Annotated in this window: 11 protein-coding genes; 8 read left to right on the top strand and 3 right to left on the bottom strand. The window is 35.9% G+C overall.

Annotated features, from left to right (window positions below; genetic code table 11):
* The first annotated feature begins 34 nt into the window (after nt 1–34).
* From NKOR_RS05420 to ilvC, 3 genes are all read left to right on the top strand, one after another.
* Nucleotides 35–7,336 carry a hypothetical protein gene (locus tag NKOR_RS05420; protein WP_148679355.1) on the top strand — a complete coding sequence of 2,434 codons (7,302 nt, stop codon included), beginning with the start codon at nt 35–37 and terminating at the stop codon, nt 7,334–7,336.
* A gap of 77 nt (nt 7,337–7,413) precedes the next feature.
* Nucleotides 7,414–7,944 (top strand): nicotinamide-nucleotide adenylyltransferase, encoded by a 531-nt coding sequence (locus NKOR_RS05415; RefSeq protein ID WP_014963358.1) that lies wholly within the window; start codon nt 7,414–7,416, stop codon nt 7,942–7,944.
* A 158-nt stretch (nt 7,945–8,102) separates the two neighbouring features.
* On the top strand, nt 8,103–9,101 hold the full coding sequence (gene ilvC / locus NKOR_RS05410) for a ketol-acid reductoisomerase (protein WP_014963357.1): 999 nt from the start codon (nt 8,103–8,105) through the stop codon (nt 9,099–9,101).
* Between the two features lie 10 nt (nt 9,102–9,111).
* On the opposite strand, the gene NKOR_RS05405 is transcribed toward ilvC, so the two are convergent.
* Complete coding sequence (locus NKOR_RS05405; RefSeq protein ID WP_014963356.1) at nt 9,112–9,534, bottom strand: cobalamin B12-binding domain-containing protein; 423 nt, start codon at nt 9,532–9,534, stop codon at nt 9,112–9,114.
* Between the two features lie 101 nt (nt 9,535–9,635).
* Here NKOR_RS05405 and NKOR_RS05400 point away from each other — a divergent pair, with 101 nt between their 5' ends.
* The 5 genes from NKOR_RS05400 to mce are packed head-to-tail and all read left to right on the top strand — an operon-like array spanning nt 9,636 to nt 15,500.
* Nucleotides 9,636–12,128, top strand: a complete 2,493-nt coding sequence (locus NKOR_RS05400) for a M1 family metallopeptidase (protein ID WP_014963355.1) — start codon at nt 9,636–9,638, stop codon at nt 12,126–12,128.
* 1 nt (nt 12,129) lies between these two features.
* On the top strand, nt 12,130–12,537 hold the full coding sequence (locus NKOR_RS05395; protein WP_026089969.1) for a hypothetical protein: 408 nt from the start codon (nt 12,130–12,132) through the stop codon (nt 12,535–12,537).
* Between the two features lie 40 nt (nt 12,538–12,577).
* Nucleotides 12,578–13,498, top strand: a complete 921-nt coding sequence (gene meaB, locus NKOR_RS05390) for a methylmalonyl Co-A mutase-associated GTPase MeaB (protein ID WP_014963353.1) — start codon at nt 12,578–12,580, stop codon at nt 13,496–13,498.
* 4 nt (nt 13,499–13,502) lie between these two features.
* On the top strand, nt 13,503–15,101 hold the full coding sequence (locus tag NKOR_RS05385) for an acyl-CoA mutase large subunit family protein (protein WP_014963352.1): 1,599 nt from the start codon (nt 13,503–13,505) through the stop codon (nt 15,099–15,101).
* On the top strand, nt 15,102–15,500 hold the full coding sequence (gene mce / locus NKOR_RS05380) for a methylmalonyl-CoA epimerase (protein ID WP_014963351.1): 399 nt from the start codon (nt 15,102–15,104) through the stop codon (nt 15,498–15,500).
* 17 nt (nt 15,501–15,517) lie between these two features.
* Here the strand turns inward: mce and NKOR_RS05375 are convergent, their stop codons facing one another.
* Nucleotides 15,518–16,075 (bottom strand): CBS domain-containing protein, encoded by a 558-nt coding sequence (locus NKOR_RS05375; protein ID WP_014963350.1) that lies wholly within the window; start codon nt 16,073–16,075, stop codon nt 15,518–15,520.
* A 42-nt stretch (nt 16,076–16,117) separates the two neighbouring features.
* Nucleotides 16,118–18,781: a pyruvate, phosphate dikinase gene (ppdK, locus tag NKOR_RS05370; protein ID WP_014963349.1), complete on the bottom strand. Its 2,664-nt coding sequence runs from the start codon at nt 18,779–18,781 to the stop codon at nt 16,118–16,120.
* Nucleotides 18,782–18,784 lie beyond the last annotated feature (3 nt).

Below are 18,784 nucleotides of genomic sequence, written 5' to 3'. Positions count from 1 at the left end.
TGGAGAGGATAAATACCACGTTGGGTAATATATTATGATAATATTGGGTCTAGGGGCGCATGTAGCGGCATTATTAGTATTTGGTGTAGTGCTTACTTTGTTTGGAATTTCAATTAATGGTGATTTGGCAAATATTTTTTCTGAAACTGACCCTGTGTTCTTCTTATTATCTGTCTTTATTTTGTCTTTATTTGTAATTCTCAAACTTAAAACCAAAATACAATTAGAAATTAATTCAAAAGTTTTAACTGCATTTCTTTGCATGGTTTTACTTAGTTCTACTTTTACAGGGTTTGCAAATTTCTCTATTGCTCCAGAAACATTTGCAGAAGAGATAACAAACTCTACTGCTACTGCAACTGAAGTCCCTGAATACTCTGAATATGAAACAACAATCGCTCATGAACCTATAGAAGTTGGCGAAAACGTTGTCTGGAATTTCAACGTATCATATGACTCTCTTCAAGAGAGCGTCGCAATATCATTACCTGATGATGCACAAATCAAAAACATATCCATAAACGATTCACAAAACGTTTTGTTTGACTCGTCTCAAATTGATTCACATCTTCTTGTAACTGAAGATGATGTGTTAACATACAATGTTACAGGAATTCACATTTACTCTCCTATTGAAGGTCAATCTGAAATCTTAGTTGATGGTGATGCAACATTTGTTGTGACTCCTGATGGTGTTTATTCTTTGGTTATTATTGAAAATCCCGAATTAATTCAAGAAGGCCACAACTTTAACCATCTTGTAATTATGAACTCTTCATCTGACTATTCTATAATTTTTGAAACCCCTGTTGCAGAAACTCAAGAAGAAACAACTGTTTCTGATTCTGAATTCACTAAAGATGTGAAGGTGTCTCATGATTCTGGATTACACTATTCTGATGTTAGGACCTGTTCTGATCTACCTGAAGAATATGTTGAGATGGGTGTAGAATTCCAATTGTTCTGGAATATTGATGGTGAAAAAGTTGATGTAACTGATGATCCAAGGTTTAATTTGAGTTATGAGGATTCTGATGAAAATGGCATTAATGATCAGATGTGTTGGACAGTACCACAACTTTCTGAACAACAATTTTCAATCGTTGCAAACATTAACGTAATTAATGTTCAGTCATACCCTACAGTTGGTGGTTATTGGACAGTTCGCTTTGACACTTTGGGAACTGCTGATTTGACCGTTACAGGTTTTAATGGAACCACATTTGGTAACTCTCTTCCTGATGATCTAAGTTTCACTTCTCTAACTGCAGGTGTTGATTCATTCACCCCTGAAATATCTGGCAATTCTTTGATATTTCGAGATTATTCTAGCGACTCTCAGGGTATTCTGAATAATCTTGTAATGACCAAGGGTGAACACAACCTCAAATTTACATTTGGAAACGATGTTGATTATGCATATAATGATGCAAGTGAAAATGAAGCACTTGATGTTCCAGGATTGATAGATGACCGCGGAGTGGAAATTACAAAATGTACTACTAGAACTACAATTGCTGACTTTGAAAGTGACTTTAATGCTCCTTCAAGTGACAATCCTCACACCTTAATTGCCTCCATACAATTTACCAAAGGAAGCTCTTCAAAACTGACTGAAGCTCATGTTTATCTTGTTGATGCATCAAATCCAAACTCTCATGTTGACTTGGCTTCGAACCAATTCCCGATTTTCCTTAACAAGGCTAATTCTCATAACAACTATGACTTGTTTGCATCTGTAACTAGCGGTTCTGCAAATGCTCATTATCTGGTACGCGCATGTTTTGATTCTGCTGGTAATGATGCTACTTATGCTCAAGCAAAATTGACTGGATTTGAAAATGTCTCTGAAGTAAAATTTGTTGATGGTGCTGCTCTTACTGTTGCCAAAGATGCAGATGACGCAGTTATTGCATCTGCCACTACTGACTTTACTGTTGGTAACAATCTTGATAACGTAGTGTTAGCATCTGTTCAACTCTATAATGATGGAACTGAATTGTTGGATTTGCCTGCAGGCAGTCTTAGATTAGTTAAAGATACTGCTGGTACCATAACTGACCTTGATTCTAATTTACTAAAATTCAATTTTGGTAGAGGTGCAAACCCTGATGCTCAAGGTAATAAAAAATCTGCCCAGAATGAAGGTGCCAAAGCATTACACGTTCTCCTTATGGGAGAAGATAAATCCGCTGCATCTGCATCTACCTACAAAGTTTTACTAGATAATGTGGCTATTGATGACTCAAATGGTGGCCCTACTGATGATGATGAACTTGGAAGTTCTGTTCAAGCTGAAGCAAAGATTTTGGTGCTTCAGCCATCTAAAGTTGATTACAAAAAGAACTCAAATGCATGGAGTGCTACCTCAGATAAAAGTGGTGAAAACAAAATTGGTGATGCATTTTCATTTGAGTCATTTGGTACTGGTACTGGACTTGTAATTCTTGCACATGCTAATTTTGATGATACTGATTCTGGTAGTGAAAAACTAGATAATTTGATGTTGTATGAAGGAACCGACATTGGAACTTCTTCTGATACTAGAATTATTACTCAAACATCAGTTCCTGATGATGGTGATGCTAACACTATTGATAGCTTCCCACTACAAAGCCAAGGTGGGGCATCTGCTGGCTCTAATTTTGCCCAAACATTGTTGTGGAAAATTCACTTTTTGGAAGAACCTGCACCTGAATTCCAACTTGCTGTAGATCGTGCAAACAATGCCGGTGGTCTAATTGCTCATACCAAAATCATGGCATTTACTACTATTAATGAAGGCAGAGAACCTGGACCTGAAATAGTCAGTTTTGTTGGCGCTGATCCTGTCACTAGTGACTCTGGATATTCCAAAGATGACACACTTACTATAAAATTCAATGAACCAACAAACCGTCCAAAGGCTGGAGATAAGAAAGAAATCGATAATCTTTTGTCTTTCTCAGACTCTATTGGCAAGGACTACATTGGTTCGTGGAGAAGTGACACTACTCTTGTAATTACTATCTTGGATACTACTGGCAATGGTGTTAAATTTACTCCACTTGGTGGTTCTACAAATACTGATGCTACTACTGTAACAATAAAATCTTCAGGTAAACTTCGTGATCAATCACAGTCTTCGTTAATTTCTACTGATACATCTCCAAGATTGGTTGCTGACTTTGTAAATGCTGCTGGCCCGCTAATCACATCAATTACTGCAAATGATCCTGATGGTGGAACTGACACTGGATTTAGTTCTGGTGACACAATTACCGTAAGATTCTCAGAAGATACAAATCGAGCTGGGTACACCTTAACTCAAACACTAAATGAGGATCAGGTTAGTGGTTTGTTCTTCTTTGCTCAAAACTCAAAAGAAATTGCTTTCAAATCTGCTACATCTGGTGAGGATATGTATGGAAAATGGATAAATGATAAAGAATTCAAAATTACAATTACGAATACTGGTTCTGCCAATCCTTTAGTTGGTGCAATGACTATGTCGATGCAGACTGGCTCTGGGCTAAAGAATGCTGCTGGAACCAGTGCTGAATCTACTTCAATATCTCCTCCTTTATCTGGTACTTGGGGAATTTCACTTGGACCTAAAATAATTCTTTTAGAGGCATCTGATCCTGATGGAAGTACCCAGTCTGGCGATTATGGTGATGGCGATGTCATTACTGCTGTATTCTCTGAGAACACAAACATGAAACCAGTTGGCAAAATCAATACTGTGCTTGATAAAGATGATGTCGATTCTTTGTTTACTTATAACAATGATGATGGTGTAGATGTAACTACAGCTACCCTTGGTACAAATGCCAATGCATATTCTGCTGTTTGGACTGACGCAAAAACTTTGGTAATAACTATTGATAATTCCACTGGAGGTAATCCTAAATTAGAACAGTTTACACTTACGATCAAATCTAGTGCTGGCCTGAAAAACAAAGATGAAACATCATTATCATCTTCTAGTAAGTCTGTACTTCTTTCTGGAACATTTGGACAACCTACTGGACCTGAACTTGGTATAATTGAAGCTGCAGATGCTAAGGATACTCCTGTATCTGGTTTTAATGCAGGTGATACTATCACTGTTAACTTCCTCGAAGCAACAAACCGTCCTAATGCAGCTAAAACTGCTGATATCAATTCAATGTTTACATTTTCACAATCAATTGGTGATGACTATGTTGGAGCATGGGTAAACGACAAAGTATTTGTCATTACAATACGTGATGCTGGTTCTGCTAATCCTACCATTGGTACTTTGACTGTTACTGCAAAGGGTGATTGTACTGGATGTATCCCAATTCTCAACAAAGATAGTACGTCAAAGGCATCGACATCCACATCCTTGGCATTGATTGGAAACTTTGGAGTAAAGGAAGGGCCTTTGATTACATCCTTGATTGCTGATGATCCTGACGGCGTTAAAAGTGGAGAGTCTTTGGGATACAATGAAGGTGATACTATCACTGTTAGATTCTCAGAACCAACAAATCTTGCAGGTTTTAAACTGGATGACTCTCTTGACAAAGATGATGTTGACAGTATTTTCAGAATGTCTCAGGAAATAGGTGATGATTATTCTGGAGATTGGGTTACTGATAGAAAGTTTGTTGTGACAATTAAAGATGACAGTGTTGATTCTCCTCCTGAAATTGGAACTCTGAGATTTATTGTGAAAGAATCTGCAAATCTTAAAGATGATGGTAAGACTTCATCTGCCTCTGATTCTGTTTCGCCAACTTTGACTGGCACTTTTGGTGAAAAAGAAGGACCCGTAATAATCTCATTGGTTGCAGCAGATCCTCTACACTTGACTACATCAGGATATGGAAATAAGGATACCATTACTGTCCAATTCTCTGAAACCACTAATCGGGCTGACTTTTCAGATGCTGAATTACCAAAAAGTGATGTTGATAGTATTTTCAAGTTTTCGCATTCCCTAGGTGATGATTATACAGGTAAATGGATTACTCCTTCCAAGTTTGAAATAACAATAAAAGATTCTAGTAATTCTGCACCTCCTGCAGTTGGAACATTTAGTTTGTCAGTAAAACTCTCAGCTGGATTGCAAGATGAGTCTGAATCTTCTCTAATTTCTACTGCGACATCTCCTCTTTTGTCTGGAACATTTGGTGCTGCACCTTCTCCTTCAATCTTCTCAGTGCAAGTAGCAGATCCTGATGCTGGTGTTCAAGTTGGCAATTATGGAAATGGTGATGAATTCACAATTCTCTTTGATATTGCCACCAATGGTACAAATAATGATGGTGGTAATGTTACAAAATCATATCTAGATTCACTGTTTGATTATCAGAATTATGATGGTAGTGTAAGTTCTGCAAGCTTGGGCAATGATTATGTTGGAACTTGGGTTACTCCATTTGAATTAAAAATTACCATCCTTGATTCAACTGGAGGCGATCCAACTATTGGAGAATTTAGATTAAATGTCAAAGATTCACAAATTAAACTAACAAACGCTCAAGAGACGTCTGAACCTCTATCTGGTGTCTCTCCACTTTTGTCTGGTAGTTTCACCAAAAAAGCTGGACCTTCCATTATCAGTGTAATTGCAGATGATCCTGATAACTCTGATGACTCTTATTCTGTGGGTGATACCATTACTGTGGAATTCTCTGATCCAACCAATACTCCACTTTATGATGAAACAGCTGCTGCAAAAGATTCTAGATTAGATGGTCTTGGTGCCGACACAGAACCAACTTTTGCAGAACAATTAGAAATAATAGATAATGAAGAAAGAACTTTGACTAAATCTGAGGTTGATTCCCTATTTCAGTTTACTCAAGAATTAGGTGATGATTATCGTGGGTTCTGGGATGATGGTTCTACATTTGTTATTACAATTTTAGATGATGATGTAGATGTTCCTCCTGAAGTGGGTAGTTTACAAGTCATTGCTCGAGAATCTGGAAATATTGTGTCTGATGACTCTCTTGCTTCAACCTCTATCTCTCCACCTCTGGAGGGAAGCTTTGGTACTTTCCAGAATATCTTGTCCATGTCTGAAGGTGGTAAAGGATACACAAAACTACCTGCTGGAATGAGTGCATCTATACAATTACCTGAAGATAATTCAGGAACTATGACTTTTACTAGAGTTGGCGCTGATGGCGAAACTCTTCCTGGCAAAGGTGTTGTAAGTGCTGTGATTGGGGTATCTGTTGATATTGAGCCTAGTGATGGTGCTAACTGTGCAAATGGTTGCCCTGTTTCCTTTGAATTCACTACTGCTGATGCAACTGCCATGGGTTTGAGTCCAAATGAAGTTGTTATCTTACACGATCTAAACGGCGACGGTGATTTTGGTGATGAGTATTTTGATGCGAACAATAATATCCGTTGGAATGAAACTATTACTCCTACGATTACTTTCCTTGGTGATGATCGTTGGAGAGCTGAAGGCACAACCAATTCAAACTCCAAATTTGCACTTGGTACTGTGAATTTTGTATCTGTAGGTGATAGTTATTCTAGCATTAACACTGTTAATGATTCCACTTTTATTTCTCTAGGAAATTCTGATAATGGTTTAGGTGGTACGTTACGTACAATCGATCTATCTGATAATATTGAACCTTTGGTTTTCAAAACAGATGAAACATTAGTGTTTAGAGTTGGGGTGTATGAGAGACAGGGAATTAATCACATTCAACATGCTGGACTTTACTTTAATAGTGTTGGCGGTGACTTGAGGACAAAAGATTATGATACCTCGATTGTCTTTGATAAATATTCTGAAGAAATAATTAAAACTACTGATCCTAACGGTTTACTAAAACACAGTGAATTCAAATTATTGGAAAAAGAAGATCCTACATTATTGATTCTGCAATTTGCTATGACTTTTGACAAATCTATGGATACATCAGATTTGTATTTTGAATTATGGAACGAAGATAGGAATCCTACATACAAGACTTTTAATGAAATCTTGACAATTAAACCTCTTGACAAACCTGTTAGCATTGAAAAACCGGAGGAGTATATTGTGGTTACATCTGATGATGGTGAATTTGGCGGAATGTTGCCCGTAGATGATTCTATTCCTCCTTGGGTGAAAACTTATGTGCAATTTTGGGTAAAAGGAGAAATGTCTGATGATGAATTTATTGATGGAATTGAATACCTGATCACTGATGAACTTGCTGCATTACCTGCAAATTACGTTGATTCTCAACGTCCAGATGAAATTCCAAAATGGGTTAAAGACTATGCTAGATGGTGGTCAACTGACAAAATTACTGATGATGATTTCATAAAGGCCATGACTCATCTATTCCGTATAGGTGTAATTAATAATTAAATGCTAAATCAATAATATATTATCTGAATTATGTTGATTTCTTAAACATTTTTAATTTAATTTGATGTTTGGTTTTCATGCGTGGATTAGTGATGGGAAGGTTTCAGCCTTTTCATTTAGGACATTTGGAATTAGTTAAACAAATTCTTAATCAATGTGATGAAGTAGTTATTGCAATAACTAGTGCACAATTCAATTATTTGGAAAAAGATCCCTTTACTGCTGGTGAAAGAATTGAGATGATTCATAATTCCATAAAGGAGGCAAGTCTTGATTTGAAAAAATGTTTTGTTGTCTCTATTGAAAATCAATTCAACATTGCAACATGGGGGTCGTATTTGAAATCTGCATTACCTCATTTTGATAAAGTGTATAGTGGTAATGATTATGTATCTATGCTTTTGGCAGATTCGGGAATCACAGTTGTAAAACCTGAATTTTTAGATAGAACTCAATACAATGCAACTAAAATTCGCTCCATGATCATCTGTGATGAAAACTGGAAAGATTCAGTTCCAAATGCCGTATACGAATTCTTAACAAAGATTGATGCTAAAAATAGACTATCCGTAATTTCTAAATCTGATACAAATCCTACAAAACACTAATGGAACCAGTACGTGCTTGTCCTATTTGTCCTAATTGTGGTTCCAAGAGATTTACCCGACTCCCTGGAGACAAAGTCACTGTAAAATGTCGTTCATGTGATAAAATCATTGAAATCTAAGTTTCATAGTTAATATTTGCAAAAGATTATGCCAAAACCATGGCACAAACATGGAAAGATACCGATATCAGTCTTGATCCAATAAAAGATCAAACTATAGCTGTAATTGGTTATGGAATACAAGGTGATGCACAAGCAAACAACATGAAAGACTCTGGTCTTAATGTTATAATCGGTCTTAAAGAAGGCGGTAATAGCTGGAAAAAAGCCGAAGCTGATGGTCATAAAGTAATGTCTGTTGCAAATGCAACAAAACAAGCAGACATTATTCACATATTGATTCCAGATATGATTCAAGGTCAAGTATACAAAGATGAAATCGGACCAAATCTTTCTGAAGGAAAAGCATTGTCATTTTCTCATGCAGCTGCAATCTATTGGAAATGGATTGAAGCCCCAAACAATGTTGATTTAATCATGATTGCACCAAAAGGACCTGGCTCCAAAGTAAGAGAAACATTTCTTGATAATTTTGGAACGCCTGCTATTGTTGCAGTTGAGCAAGACTTTACAGGAAAAGCTTGGGATAGAACATTGGGAATTGCAAAAGCAATTGGAAGCGCAAGAGCTGGATTAATCAAAACTGCTTTCAAAGAAGAGGTAGAAACTGATTGGTTTGGTGAACAAGCAGACCTATGTGGTGGTGCAGCTTCTATGGTGACAAATGCATTTGAAACTCTAGTTGAAGCCGGATATCAACCGGAAATTGCGTACTTTGAAGTCCTACATGAACTCAAACTCATTGTAGACATGATTCAAAGATATGGCATCAATGGAATGTGGAGACGTGTAAGTGAGACTGCACGATATGGTGGTTTGACACGTGGACCAATGGTAATGGATTCTGCAAACAAAGAAAACATGAAAAAAGTTCTAACCATGATTCAAGATGGAACTTTCAACAACGAGTGGATTTCTGAATATCAGAAAAATGGAAAAGATGCATTTGACAAATACATGAAACAATATGACGAACACCAAATTGAAAAAGTTGGTAAAGAAATGCGTAAAATGATGTGGCCTGATTCCACAGAATAATTCTTTTTTCTTATATTTTTCTTAATTTTGCTACCCCAGTATTGATGTGGTTAATTATTGTAGGTAGTGGTGTTCCTGGTCCAAATACATGGTCAACTCCTGCTTTAATCAAATCTTTATGATCAATTTCTGGAATTACTCCTCCTCCCACAACTAACACATCGTTAATCTTTTTCTTTTTGAGGGCTTTGACCACTCTTGGAAATAGTGTTCCATGTGCACCATTTAGCAAACTCATTGCAATTGCATCAACATCTTCGTCTTCTGCAATCTGTGCTACTCGCTCTGGTGTTGCAAATAGTCCTGAATAGATTACTTCCATTCCTGCATCTCTAAATGCTCTACACAAAACAAGTGCTCCTCTATCATGTCCATCAAGGCCTAATTTTGCAACTAGAATCTTGATGTTTCTTGTTTGTGCCTTTTGCTTCATGATACTATTCGATATTTTGTATATTTTAAAGGCTTTATTTGATTTTCTGATTTACATTTTAATAGAAAATCTACTTAAAGAGTATCAAAATCACCTGAATCGTGGACGTTAATCCCATAAATTATGAGTTAACATTTGAGCCAGATCTTAAAAAATTCATTTTCTTGGGAACAGAAATCATTACTGTCTCGTGTAAAAAACCAACAAATCTTATTTCTATGGATTGTGCAGAAATCAAAATAAAATCCTGTACTGTGAAATTTGGTTCAAAAATCATAACATCCACTCCAAAAACTGATGAGAAGAAAGAACGTCTATCCATTAAACTAGGAGAAAAAATTAAGGGTGAAGCAACAATTCATCTTGAATTTCAAGGAATTCTAAATGACAGGTTATTGGGATTTTATCGCAGCCAATACAAACAAGGTAACACAACAAAATATCTTGCAACTACCCAGTTTGAGGCAGCTGATGCAAGACGTGCATTCCCGTGTTGGGATGAACCTGAAGCAAAGGCTACCTTTGAAATCTCAATCATTGCTGATAACAAGTTTACGGCGATATCAAACATGCCAGTTCAATCAAAGAAAAAACTTAAAAATAAAACACTATACCAATTTGAAAAAACACCTGTTATGTCAACTTATTTGATTTACCTTGGTGTGGGTGAATTTGAATACCTGATTGGAAAAACTGGAAAAGTTCAGATTAGAGTTGTAACTACAAAAGGAAACAAATCAAAGGGTAAATATTCTTTAGAACTTGGAAAAAAGTTACTTTTATCTTATGAAAAATACTTTGGAATAAAATACCCGTTACCAAAACTCGATTTGATTGCAATTCCTGATTTTGCGGCAGGAGCAATGGAGAATTGGGGTGCAATAACATTTAGAGAAACAATCTTACTTTATGATCCTAAAACATCATCTACTAGAACAAAACAGTTCATTGCTGAAGTAATTTCCCATGAAATTGCTCATCAATGGTTTGGTAATCTTGTTACTATGAAATGGTGGAATGATTTGTGGCTAAATGAAAGCTTTGCAACATTTATGGCGACCAAATTTGTTGACAAGTTTTATCCTGAATGGAATCTTTGGGATCAATTCATTGAAGATGCGATGAACACTGCAATGGGTCTAGATGCATTAAAGACCACTCATCCAATTGATGTTAAAGTAAACTCTCCTGCTGAGATTCGAGAAATATTTGATGCGATATCATATGATAAGGGGGGTTGTATTTTGCGAATGCTTGAAAATTATGTTGGCGAAGCCAATTTCAGGGCAGGTCTCAAAAAATATCTCTCTACATTCAAGTATGAAAATGCAAAAGGACAAGATTTGTGGAATGCAATTGGCAAAGCATCAAAAATGCCTGTCAGCACAATGGTAAATTCATGGCTAAAACAGCCCGGATTTCCTCAGATTGACATATCTCAAAAGAATAATGACTTAGTAATAAAACAAAATCGCTTTTTGATGGAACCTACAAAGAAAACTCAAAAAGGATTGTGGCATGTTCCGTTAACTTATGGTTTAGGAAAAGAAACAAAGACTAAACTCATAACAAAGAAATCCATTACTGTAAAATCACCTAAAGGACCTGGATTTGTTGCAAACATTGGACGTACTGGATTTTATCGTGTAAAATATGATGATGGTATCTTGCTTGATCTTAAGATGTTGGTAGACCAAAAACAAATCCCTCCTGTAGATAGATGGGCGATACAAAATGACTTGTTTGCAATGTGTGTTGCAGGAAAAGAAGATGTTGAAAACTATTTAGATTTCTCAGATGCATATTTTGATGAAGATTCGTATCTTCCGCAAACAAATGTTGCAAATAACCTCAACTCTTTATCATCATTGACTTTCTTTGAAGATTATGCAGAACAAATTCACAGTTACACAATTAACTACTTTAGAAAAATTTTATCAAATCTTGGTTGGACTCCACAAAAGACAGACAAACACACTGATGCATTTCTAAGAGGCTTTGCAATCTTTGTATTAGGTAAACTTGGTGATGAAAATATACTTGAACAAGCACAAATTAAATTCAAAGAATTTTTGAAAAAACCTTCCTCACTTCATCCTGATATTCGAGAACCAATATTTTCACTTGTAGCATGGACTGGAAATGCAAAGACTCATTCCCAACTAATTTCATTATACAAAAAAGCAAAAACAACTGAAGAAAAATTACGATTCTTAGGTGCAATGTGTAACTTCCAAAATGAAAAATTATTAATCAAAACCTTACAATTCTCTCAAACTTCTGAGGTTCGCTCTCAAAACATGCAATTACCTATCATGAAAATTGCAGCAAACCCTTATGGAAAAAAGATTTTGTGGCCTTGGCTAAAGAAGAATTGGGACAAGTTGAGCAAAAAAGTTGGACACGGAAATCCTTTGTTTAATCGCATTGTAGCTAGTATTGCACTAGTGGCAGATGACACTATGGAAAAAGACATTAAATCATTTTTCAAATCTCATCCTACTCCTGGAACTGAAAGAACTCAAGCCCAGACAATTGAAAAAATTAGAATTCACTCAAAATTCTTACGTCAGATTAGAAAAGAATTCAAATAACATGGCAAGAAAAATTGTTCCTGCAATCTCTCTTGGAATATTAACTATTTTTGCTTTAGTCTTTCTTACTGGTGGAGGAACTGATGATAAGGAAATTCTTCGCCAAACATTTCAAGTAGATGCAGTTTATTATGACACAGGTCATGTTGAAATTGCATTTTTAGATAAATCTGAAAAAACCACTTCTGTTGTAATGGAAATCCTCGGAATGGATGAAACATTTCAAAAAACATTTTCTGATTCACAATTCATTGAAATTATTCCATTTTCAAACGAACCAAAATATGGTTGGGCAATTCATCCAATTGTGTTGGAGATAGAACATTCAGAAATGGGTCATATTCAACTAAAAACTGAAATCCATCCATTAGGTGAACCTGTTCCTCCTGTGATTTATTCAAGACCTTAGATCGGATACAAGATTTTATTGCACCTCTAAAGACTACTTTATGTTGGATTTGCTTGTTGATTTAAAAAAAGGAAAACGTGGTGCTATTGCAAAAGCAATCACTATGGTCGAAAATGATCAAAAAGAATCAAAAAAACTCTTAAAGAAAATTTTTAAAAATACTGGGACATCAATAATTATCGGAATTACTGGACCTGCAGGAGCTGGAAAAAGTTCACTAATTAACAAGACTGTAGGCGCATTGAAAAAACTAGGTACAAAACCTGCAGTTTTGGCAGTTGACCCTACTAGTCATGTTACTGGTGGAGCAATTTTAGGTGATAGAGTTAGAATGACCGAATCTACTGATTCAGGAACTTATATTCGCAGCATTGCGTCTCGTGGTGCAACTGGTGCAGTGTCTCGCTCACTACGAAATAGTATTCGTGTTTTAGAGTATGCAGGGTTTGATCCAATTATTATTGAAAGTGTGGGAGCTGGACAAACTGAAGTTGAAATATCCAATATTGCAGATATCACTGTTGTAGTCTTTAATCCAAATACGGGAGACAGCATACAAACAATCAAAGCTGGTCTTACTGAAATTGGGGATATCTATCTAGTAAACAAGAGTGATTTGAGTGGAACAAATCAGTTGTTTGATGCGGTACGTGATTTTATTGGTGATTCTGACCGAAACCCTTCAATTTTAAAAACTTCTGTAAAAAAGAATACTGGAATCACTGAATTTGCAAAAACCCTCAAAAATATGATGGCATTAAAAAAGAAATCAAAGAAAGAAAAGGACATTGAACGATTAGAGGAAGAACTAAAAGATATTGTTTTAAATAACATACGTGAAAAGATTGATGACATGTTAGATTCTGATAAAACATTTTCAAAGTATTTGAAAAAATTACAATCAAAAGATATAGACCCATTTGATGCAGGAGATAAAATTACAAAATCAATGTTAAAGTGATACTATGGCAGCAAAAAAATCAAAATCAAAACAACCTGAAAAAAAAGTCATTACTGATTCTGGTTTTCCAGTAAAACGAATCTATCAAAAATCATCTAAGAAAAGATCAGTAGAAGACGCTGGTAAATACCCATTTACTCGAGGAATTCATCCTGGAATGTTTCGTGATAGATTTTGGACTATGAGACAATATTCTGGATTTGGTGATGCCAAACTCACTAATGAACGATTCAAGTTCATGCTTGAAAAAGGACAAACCGGCCTTTCAATGGCTTTTGACCTTCCTACGCAAATTGGATATGATTCTGATTCTCCTCAAGCAGAAGGCGAAGTTGGAAAAGTCGGAGTTTCTATTACTTCAATTAAAGATATGATGACTGCTTTTGATGGAATTCCACTTGGTAAAGTAAGCTCTTCGATGACAATTAACTCTACAGCATCAACACTGCTTGCATACTATATTGCGGTTGGAGAATCACAAGGATTCAAAAGCCATGAACTACGTGGAACCACTCAAAATGATATTCTCAAAGAATACATTGCAAGAAATACGTACATCTATCCACCACAACCTTCAATGAGGTTGATTGGTGATATGATTGGATATTGTGCCGAAAAAGTTCCTTCATGGTATCCTGTATCTATCTCTGGTTACCATATGAGAGAGGCAGGCTGTACTGCAACACAGGAAGTTGCATTTACATTGGCAAATGCAATTGCATACATTCAAACATGTTTGGATAAAGGACTAAAGATTGATGACTTTGCACCGCGTTTGTCATTTTTCTTTTGTTGTACAATAGAGTTCTTTGAGGAAGTTGCAAAGTTTAGAGTTGCAAGAAAAGTTTATGCAAAAATTCTCAAAGAAATGTTCCATGCAAAAAACCCAAAATCATTACAACTAAAATTCCATACTCAAACAAGTGGTGAATCCCTAACTGCACAACAACCTGATAACAACATAATTCGTGTGGCAATTCAAACAATGGCAGCAGTAGCTGGCGGTACCCAATCACTTCATACAAACTCTAGAGATGAAGCATTAGCTCTTCCAACTCAAGAATCTGCAAAAATAGCCTTGAGAACTCAGCAAATTGTTGCTCATGAGAGTGGAATCACAAAGACTGCAGATCCACTTGGTGGCTCTTATTATCTTGAAGAATTATCTGACCAAATTGAAGATGGTGTTTGGAAGTATCTTAAGAAAATCCAAAAGATGGGTGGTTCAGTAAAAGCAATTGAGAAGGGATTCTTCCAATCTGAAATTAGGGCAAATGCATATCGTTTAAAGAAAGAAGCTGATGACGGTGAAAGAATTCTTGTTGGTGTTAACAAATATGTTGAGGAAGAAAAACAACCTGAATTACTTCGAATTGGTGGAAAAGTTGAGATTCAGCAGAAAAAAGCACTAAAACAATTACGTGCGTCTAGGGACAAAAAGAAGTGGGAAAAAGCGTTATCTGCAATGCAAAGTGCAGCTGAAACCGATGATAATCTCATGCCTTACATAATTACTGCAGCAAAATCGTATGCCACCACTGGTGAGATCAGTAATGCGTTTCGTGAAGTATTTGGTGAATATCGTCCAAAGGAGGTATTTTAGATGAAGATTGATCATATTGCAATTGCAGTAAATGATGTTGAAGAATCTGCCAAAATATATCAACAAGCTTTAGGTGTTGATTCCGTAGAATTTGAAACTGTAGAATCTGAAGGTGTTAAAGTTGCAATTATTCATTTAGAGAATGGACGTGTTGAATTAATGCAACCAACAAATGATGACAGTCCTATCAAAAAATTCTTGGAAAAAAAAGGCCAAGGACTACATCATATGGCTTTAGAAACTGACAACATTGAGGGTGAAGTAGAAAGAATGGAAGGATGTGGTGTTCAATTCTTAGGTCAAATAAGACCTGGTTCTGCTGGCACTAAAGTCACTTTTATCCATCCAAAATCACTTCATGGTGTTTTGGCTGAACTCTGTGCTCATCCAAAACAGTAAACAAATCTAACAAATAACTATTCCATCATCTTTAATGTATCTGACGCAGTAATGATTCCTACTATTTTTGATTTTTTTGTAACCAATATACATTTTGAGTATCGAATTAATGGAACAAGAACATTTGCTGGTGTTTCAAAATCTACTATTGGTGGAACAGGATCCATTGTATCTGCAAGCTTTGCATTCTTTAATTCTGCTTCTCCAACATCTGCCAGATGCTTTACAATTCCATCTTCCGATACAACTCCTACTATCTCTTTTCCATCAAATACTGGAATTTGACTAATTGATAATTGATGCATCTTTTTTATTGCATCATGTAATGTGTTTGATGGTTTCAACTTTATGATGTCTTGACTACAAAAATCCCCTGCTTTGTGAGATGATGACCTGCTTTCAAGGTTAGATAGATTCTCAAAAATTTTTTTTGCAGTTTCATAGCTTGGTTGACTTCTTCCTGATTCTATCTGGTTGATCATTGATGTACTCACACCTGTCATCACTGCAAGTTTTTTTTGAGTGATTCCTAACTTTTGTCTCATTTGTTTTATTGATTCAACATTTGGAAGCATTTGGGATTAAGTAAAGCTTAATCACTATTAAATTATACTGGATTATTTTCTTTTAGGATTTTCAATTGCTGCCTGTGCTGCTGCAACTATTGCTATTGGAATTCTGTGAGGTGACGCACTAACATAACTTAATCCTGCTTTATGACAGAATTTAATGGAACTTGGATCTCCTCCGTGCTCTCCGCAAATTCCTACTTCCATGTTCTTTCTTATTCCACGTCCGTGGGCAATTCCGATTTTGATTAAGCTTCCTACACCGTTTACATCAATAGATTGGAACGGACTTCGTTCAAGTAGTTCTTTTTCCATGTACTCTGGAAGGAATTTTCCTTCTACATCCTCTCGACTAAAACTAAACGTTCCTTGTGTTAAATCGTTAGTACCAAAACTAAAGAACTCTGCAGTTGTTGCAAGTTCGTTAGCAGTTAATGCTGCCCTTACAACTTCTATCATGGTACCAAAATTAATCGTTAATTTCATTTTGTTTTTGGTTTCGACTTCCTTCTTTATTCTGTCATAAATTTTCTTTATGTGGTTTAATTCAGCAATACTGCTGATCTGAGGAATCATAATTTGTGGATGTGCTTTTACTTTTTTCTTTGTTAATTCTACTAATGCCTCAAACACTGCGCGAATTTGCATCTCATAAATTTCAGGATATGTGATACCTACTCTTACTCCTCTATGTCCCATCATTGGATTTACTTCTGCTAATTCCCTTGCTCTCTTTAGTATCACTTTGGCATCTTCAACTTCTTTTGTTGCATTTTGCTTTTCTAATGTATGAATTTTTTCTGCTAATTCTTCAGGATTTGGTAGGAATTCATGTAATGGAGGATCCAATAATCTAATTGTCACCTCATATCCTTCCATTGCTTTTAGGATTTGAATAAAGTCACTTTTTTGTAGTTGCCCTAGTTTTTTGAGAACTTTGGCTCTTTCTTCTATGTTTTCTGCCATGATCATATCAACAAATAAGCCAATTCTGTCGCTTGCATTGAACATCCTCTCTGTTCTACAAAGACCGATTCCTTGGGCTCCAAATTCTCGTGCAAGTTTTGCAGCCTCTGGAGTATCAGCATTTGCCCTAACTCCTAATGATTTTGCTTTTTGTGCCCATACTAGAATCTGTTCAAAATCTTTTGTTACCTTTGGTTCGACAGTTGGGACTTCGCCAATGAGTACGATTCCTGCACTACCGTCAATTGTGATTGTTTCGCCTTCTTTTACAGTGATCCCATTTGCAGCACATGTGTTATTTTCATAATTGATTTTTAATTCTGAACATCCTACAATGCATGGTTTTCCCATTCCTCTGGATACGATTGCTGCATGAGATGATTTTCCTCCCAAACTTGTCAGTACTCCTTCTGAGGAAAAGAATGCTGGAACGTCTTCTGGTTTTGTTTCTTTTCTAATTAAAATAATCTTTTTTCCTGTTTCTCCTAACTCTATTGCTTTTTTTACATCAAACACAGCAATTCCGCTTGCAGCTCCCGGTGATGCTGCAATACCTTTGGCTAATTGTTTGTGATCTTTGATCTTTGATTCGTCCATGGTTCGATGGAGTAATGCTTCTAATTGTTGTGCAGGAATTCTTGCTAGTGCTTTATTTTTATCAATTAATTTTTCTTTTACCATATCTACTGATGTTTTAATTAATGCCATTGCGCTCATCTTTGCAGTTCTTGTTTGTAACAAGTAGAATTTCCCTTGTTCAATGGTAAATTCAATATCTTGTGGCTCTCTGAAATGTTTCTCTAATTTTGAACATGCATTGCTTAGTTCTTTGTAAGATTTTGGCATTTCTTTTTTTAATAGAGATACATTTTTTCCTGTTCTGACTCCTGCAACCACATCTTCTCCTTGCGCATTTATCAAATATTCCCCCTCAATTTCCTTCTTGCCATTGTGTCCGTTTCTTGTAAATACAACACCTGTTGCACTGTCATCTCCCATGTTTCCAAAAACCATTGTAACAACATTAACTGCAGTTCCATTTGCAATGTCTTTTGTTATGTTGTTTTTTTCACGATAAACTATTGCTCTTTCTCCCATCCAACTTTTGAAGACAGCTTCTATTGCCAATCCTAATTGTTCATTAGGCGAATCCGGAAATTTTCTTTTTGTGTGTGTTTCACAGATTTTTTTATATTCTGCTACAATTTTTTCTAGTGATTCAACACTTAATTGACTGTCATCTTTTACGTTTTGTTTGTTTTTTGCAGATTCTAATACGTGATCAAATTTTTCATCATTTACCCCAAATACCACTTTTCCAAATAATTGGATAAATCTTCGATATGAATCCCATGCAAAACGTGGATTTTTTGTTTGATTTGCTAATCCTTCCACTGTTTTTTCATTTAATCCTAAATTCAAAATCGTATCCATCATTCCTGGCATTGATATGGCTGCCCCAGAACGAACTGAAACCAGCAATGGGTTTTTTGTTGAATTCCATTTTTTCCCTGTTTTTTTCTCTATTTTTTCAATATTTTTCATTACTAATGGCATGACATCTTTTGGGAGTTTTCTGTTATTTTCATAATACTTGTTACAAACTTCAGTTGTGATCGTAAATCCTGGTGGTACTGGAAGCTTTAATCGTGTCATTTCGCTCAGTCCTGCTCCTTTTCCGCCTAAAAGCATCCTGTTTTTACTATCTGCCTCTTCAAATGCATACACTGGTTTTGTTTTTGCCATGCA

The organism is Candidatus Nitrosopumilus koreensis AR1 (assembly GCF_000299365.1).
Classification (GTDB): Archaea; Thermoproteota; Nitrososphaeria; order Nitrososphaerales; family Nitrosopumilaceae; genus Nitrosopumilus; species Nitrosopumilus koreensis.
Note: the sequence above shows the minus strand (reverse complement) of the source record. Positions and strands in the feature narration are given on the sequence as shown.

What these genes read in the sequence shown, in the direction of transcription:
- mce (WP_014963351.1), top strand. Translation starts at nt 15,102, where the DNA reads ATGAAGATTGATCATATTGCAATTGCAGTAAATGATGTTGAAGAATCT.
- NKOR_RS05415 (WP_014963358.1), top strand. Translation starts at nt 7,414, where the DNA reads ATGCGTGGATTAGTGATGGGAAGGTTTCAGCCTTTTCATTTAGGACAT.
- NKOR_RS05375 (WP_014963350.1), bottom strand. Translation starts at nt 16,075, where the DNA reads ATGCTTCCAAATGTTGAATCAATAAAACAAATGAGACAAAAGTTAGGA.
- NKOR_RS05395 (WP_026089969.1), top strand. Translation starts at nt 12,130, where the DNA reads ATGGCAAGAAAAATTGTTCCTGCAATCTCTCTTGGAATATTAACTATT.
- NKOR_RS05405 (WP_014963356.1), bottom strand. Translation starts at nt 9,534, where the DNA reads ATGAAGCAAAAGGCACAAACAAGAAACATCAAGATTCTAGTTGCAAAA.
- meaB (WP_014963353.1), top strand. Translation starts at nt 12,578, where the DNA reads ATGTTGGATTTGCTTGTTGATTTAAAAAAAGGAAAACGTGGTGCTATT.
- NKOR_RS05385 (WP_014963352.1), top strand. Translation starts at nt 13,503, where the DNA reads ATGGCAGCAAAAAAATCAAAATCAAAACAACCTGAAAAAAAAGTCATT.
- NKOR_RS05420 (WP_148679355.1), top strand. Translation starts at nt 35, where the DNA reads ATGATAATATTGGGTCTAGGGGCGCATGTAGCGGCATTATTAGTATTT.
- ilvC (WP_014963357.1), top strand. Translation starts at nt 8,103, where the DNA reads ATGGCACAAACATGGAAAGATACCGATATCAGTCTTGATCCAATAAAA.
- ppdK (WP_014963349.1), bottom strand. Translation starts at nt 18,781, where the DNA reads ATGGCAAAAACAAAACCAGTGTATGCATTTGAAGAGGCAGATAGTAAA.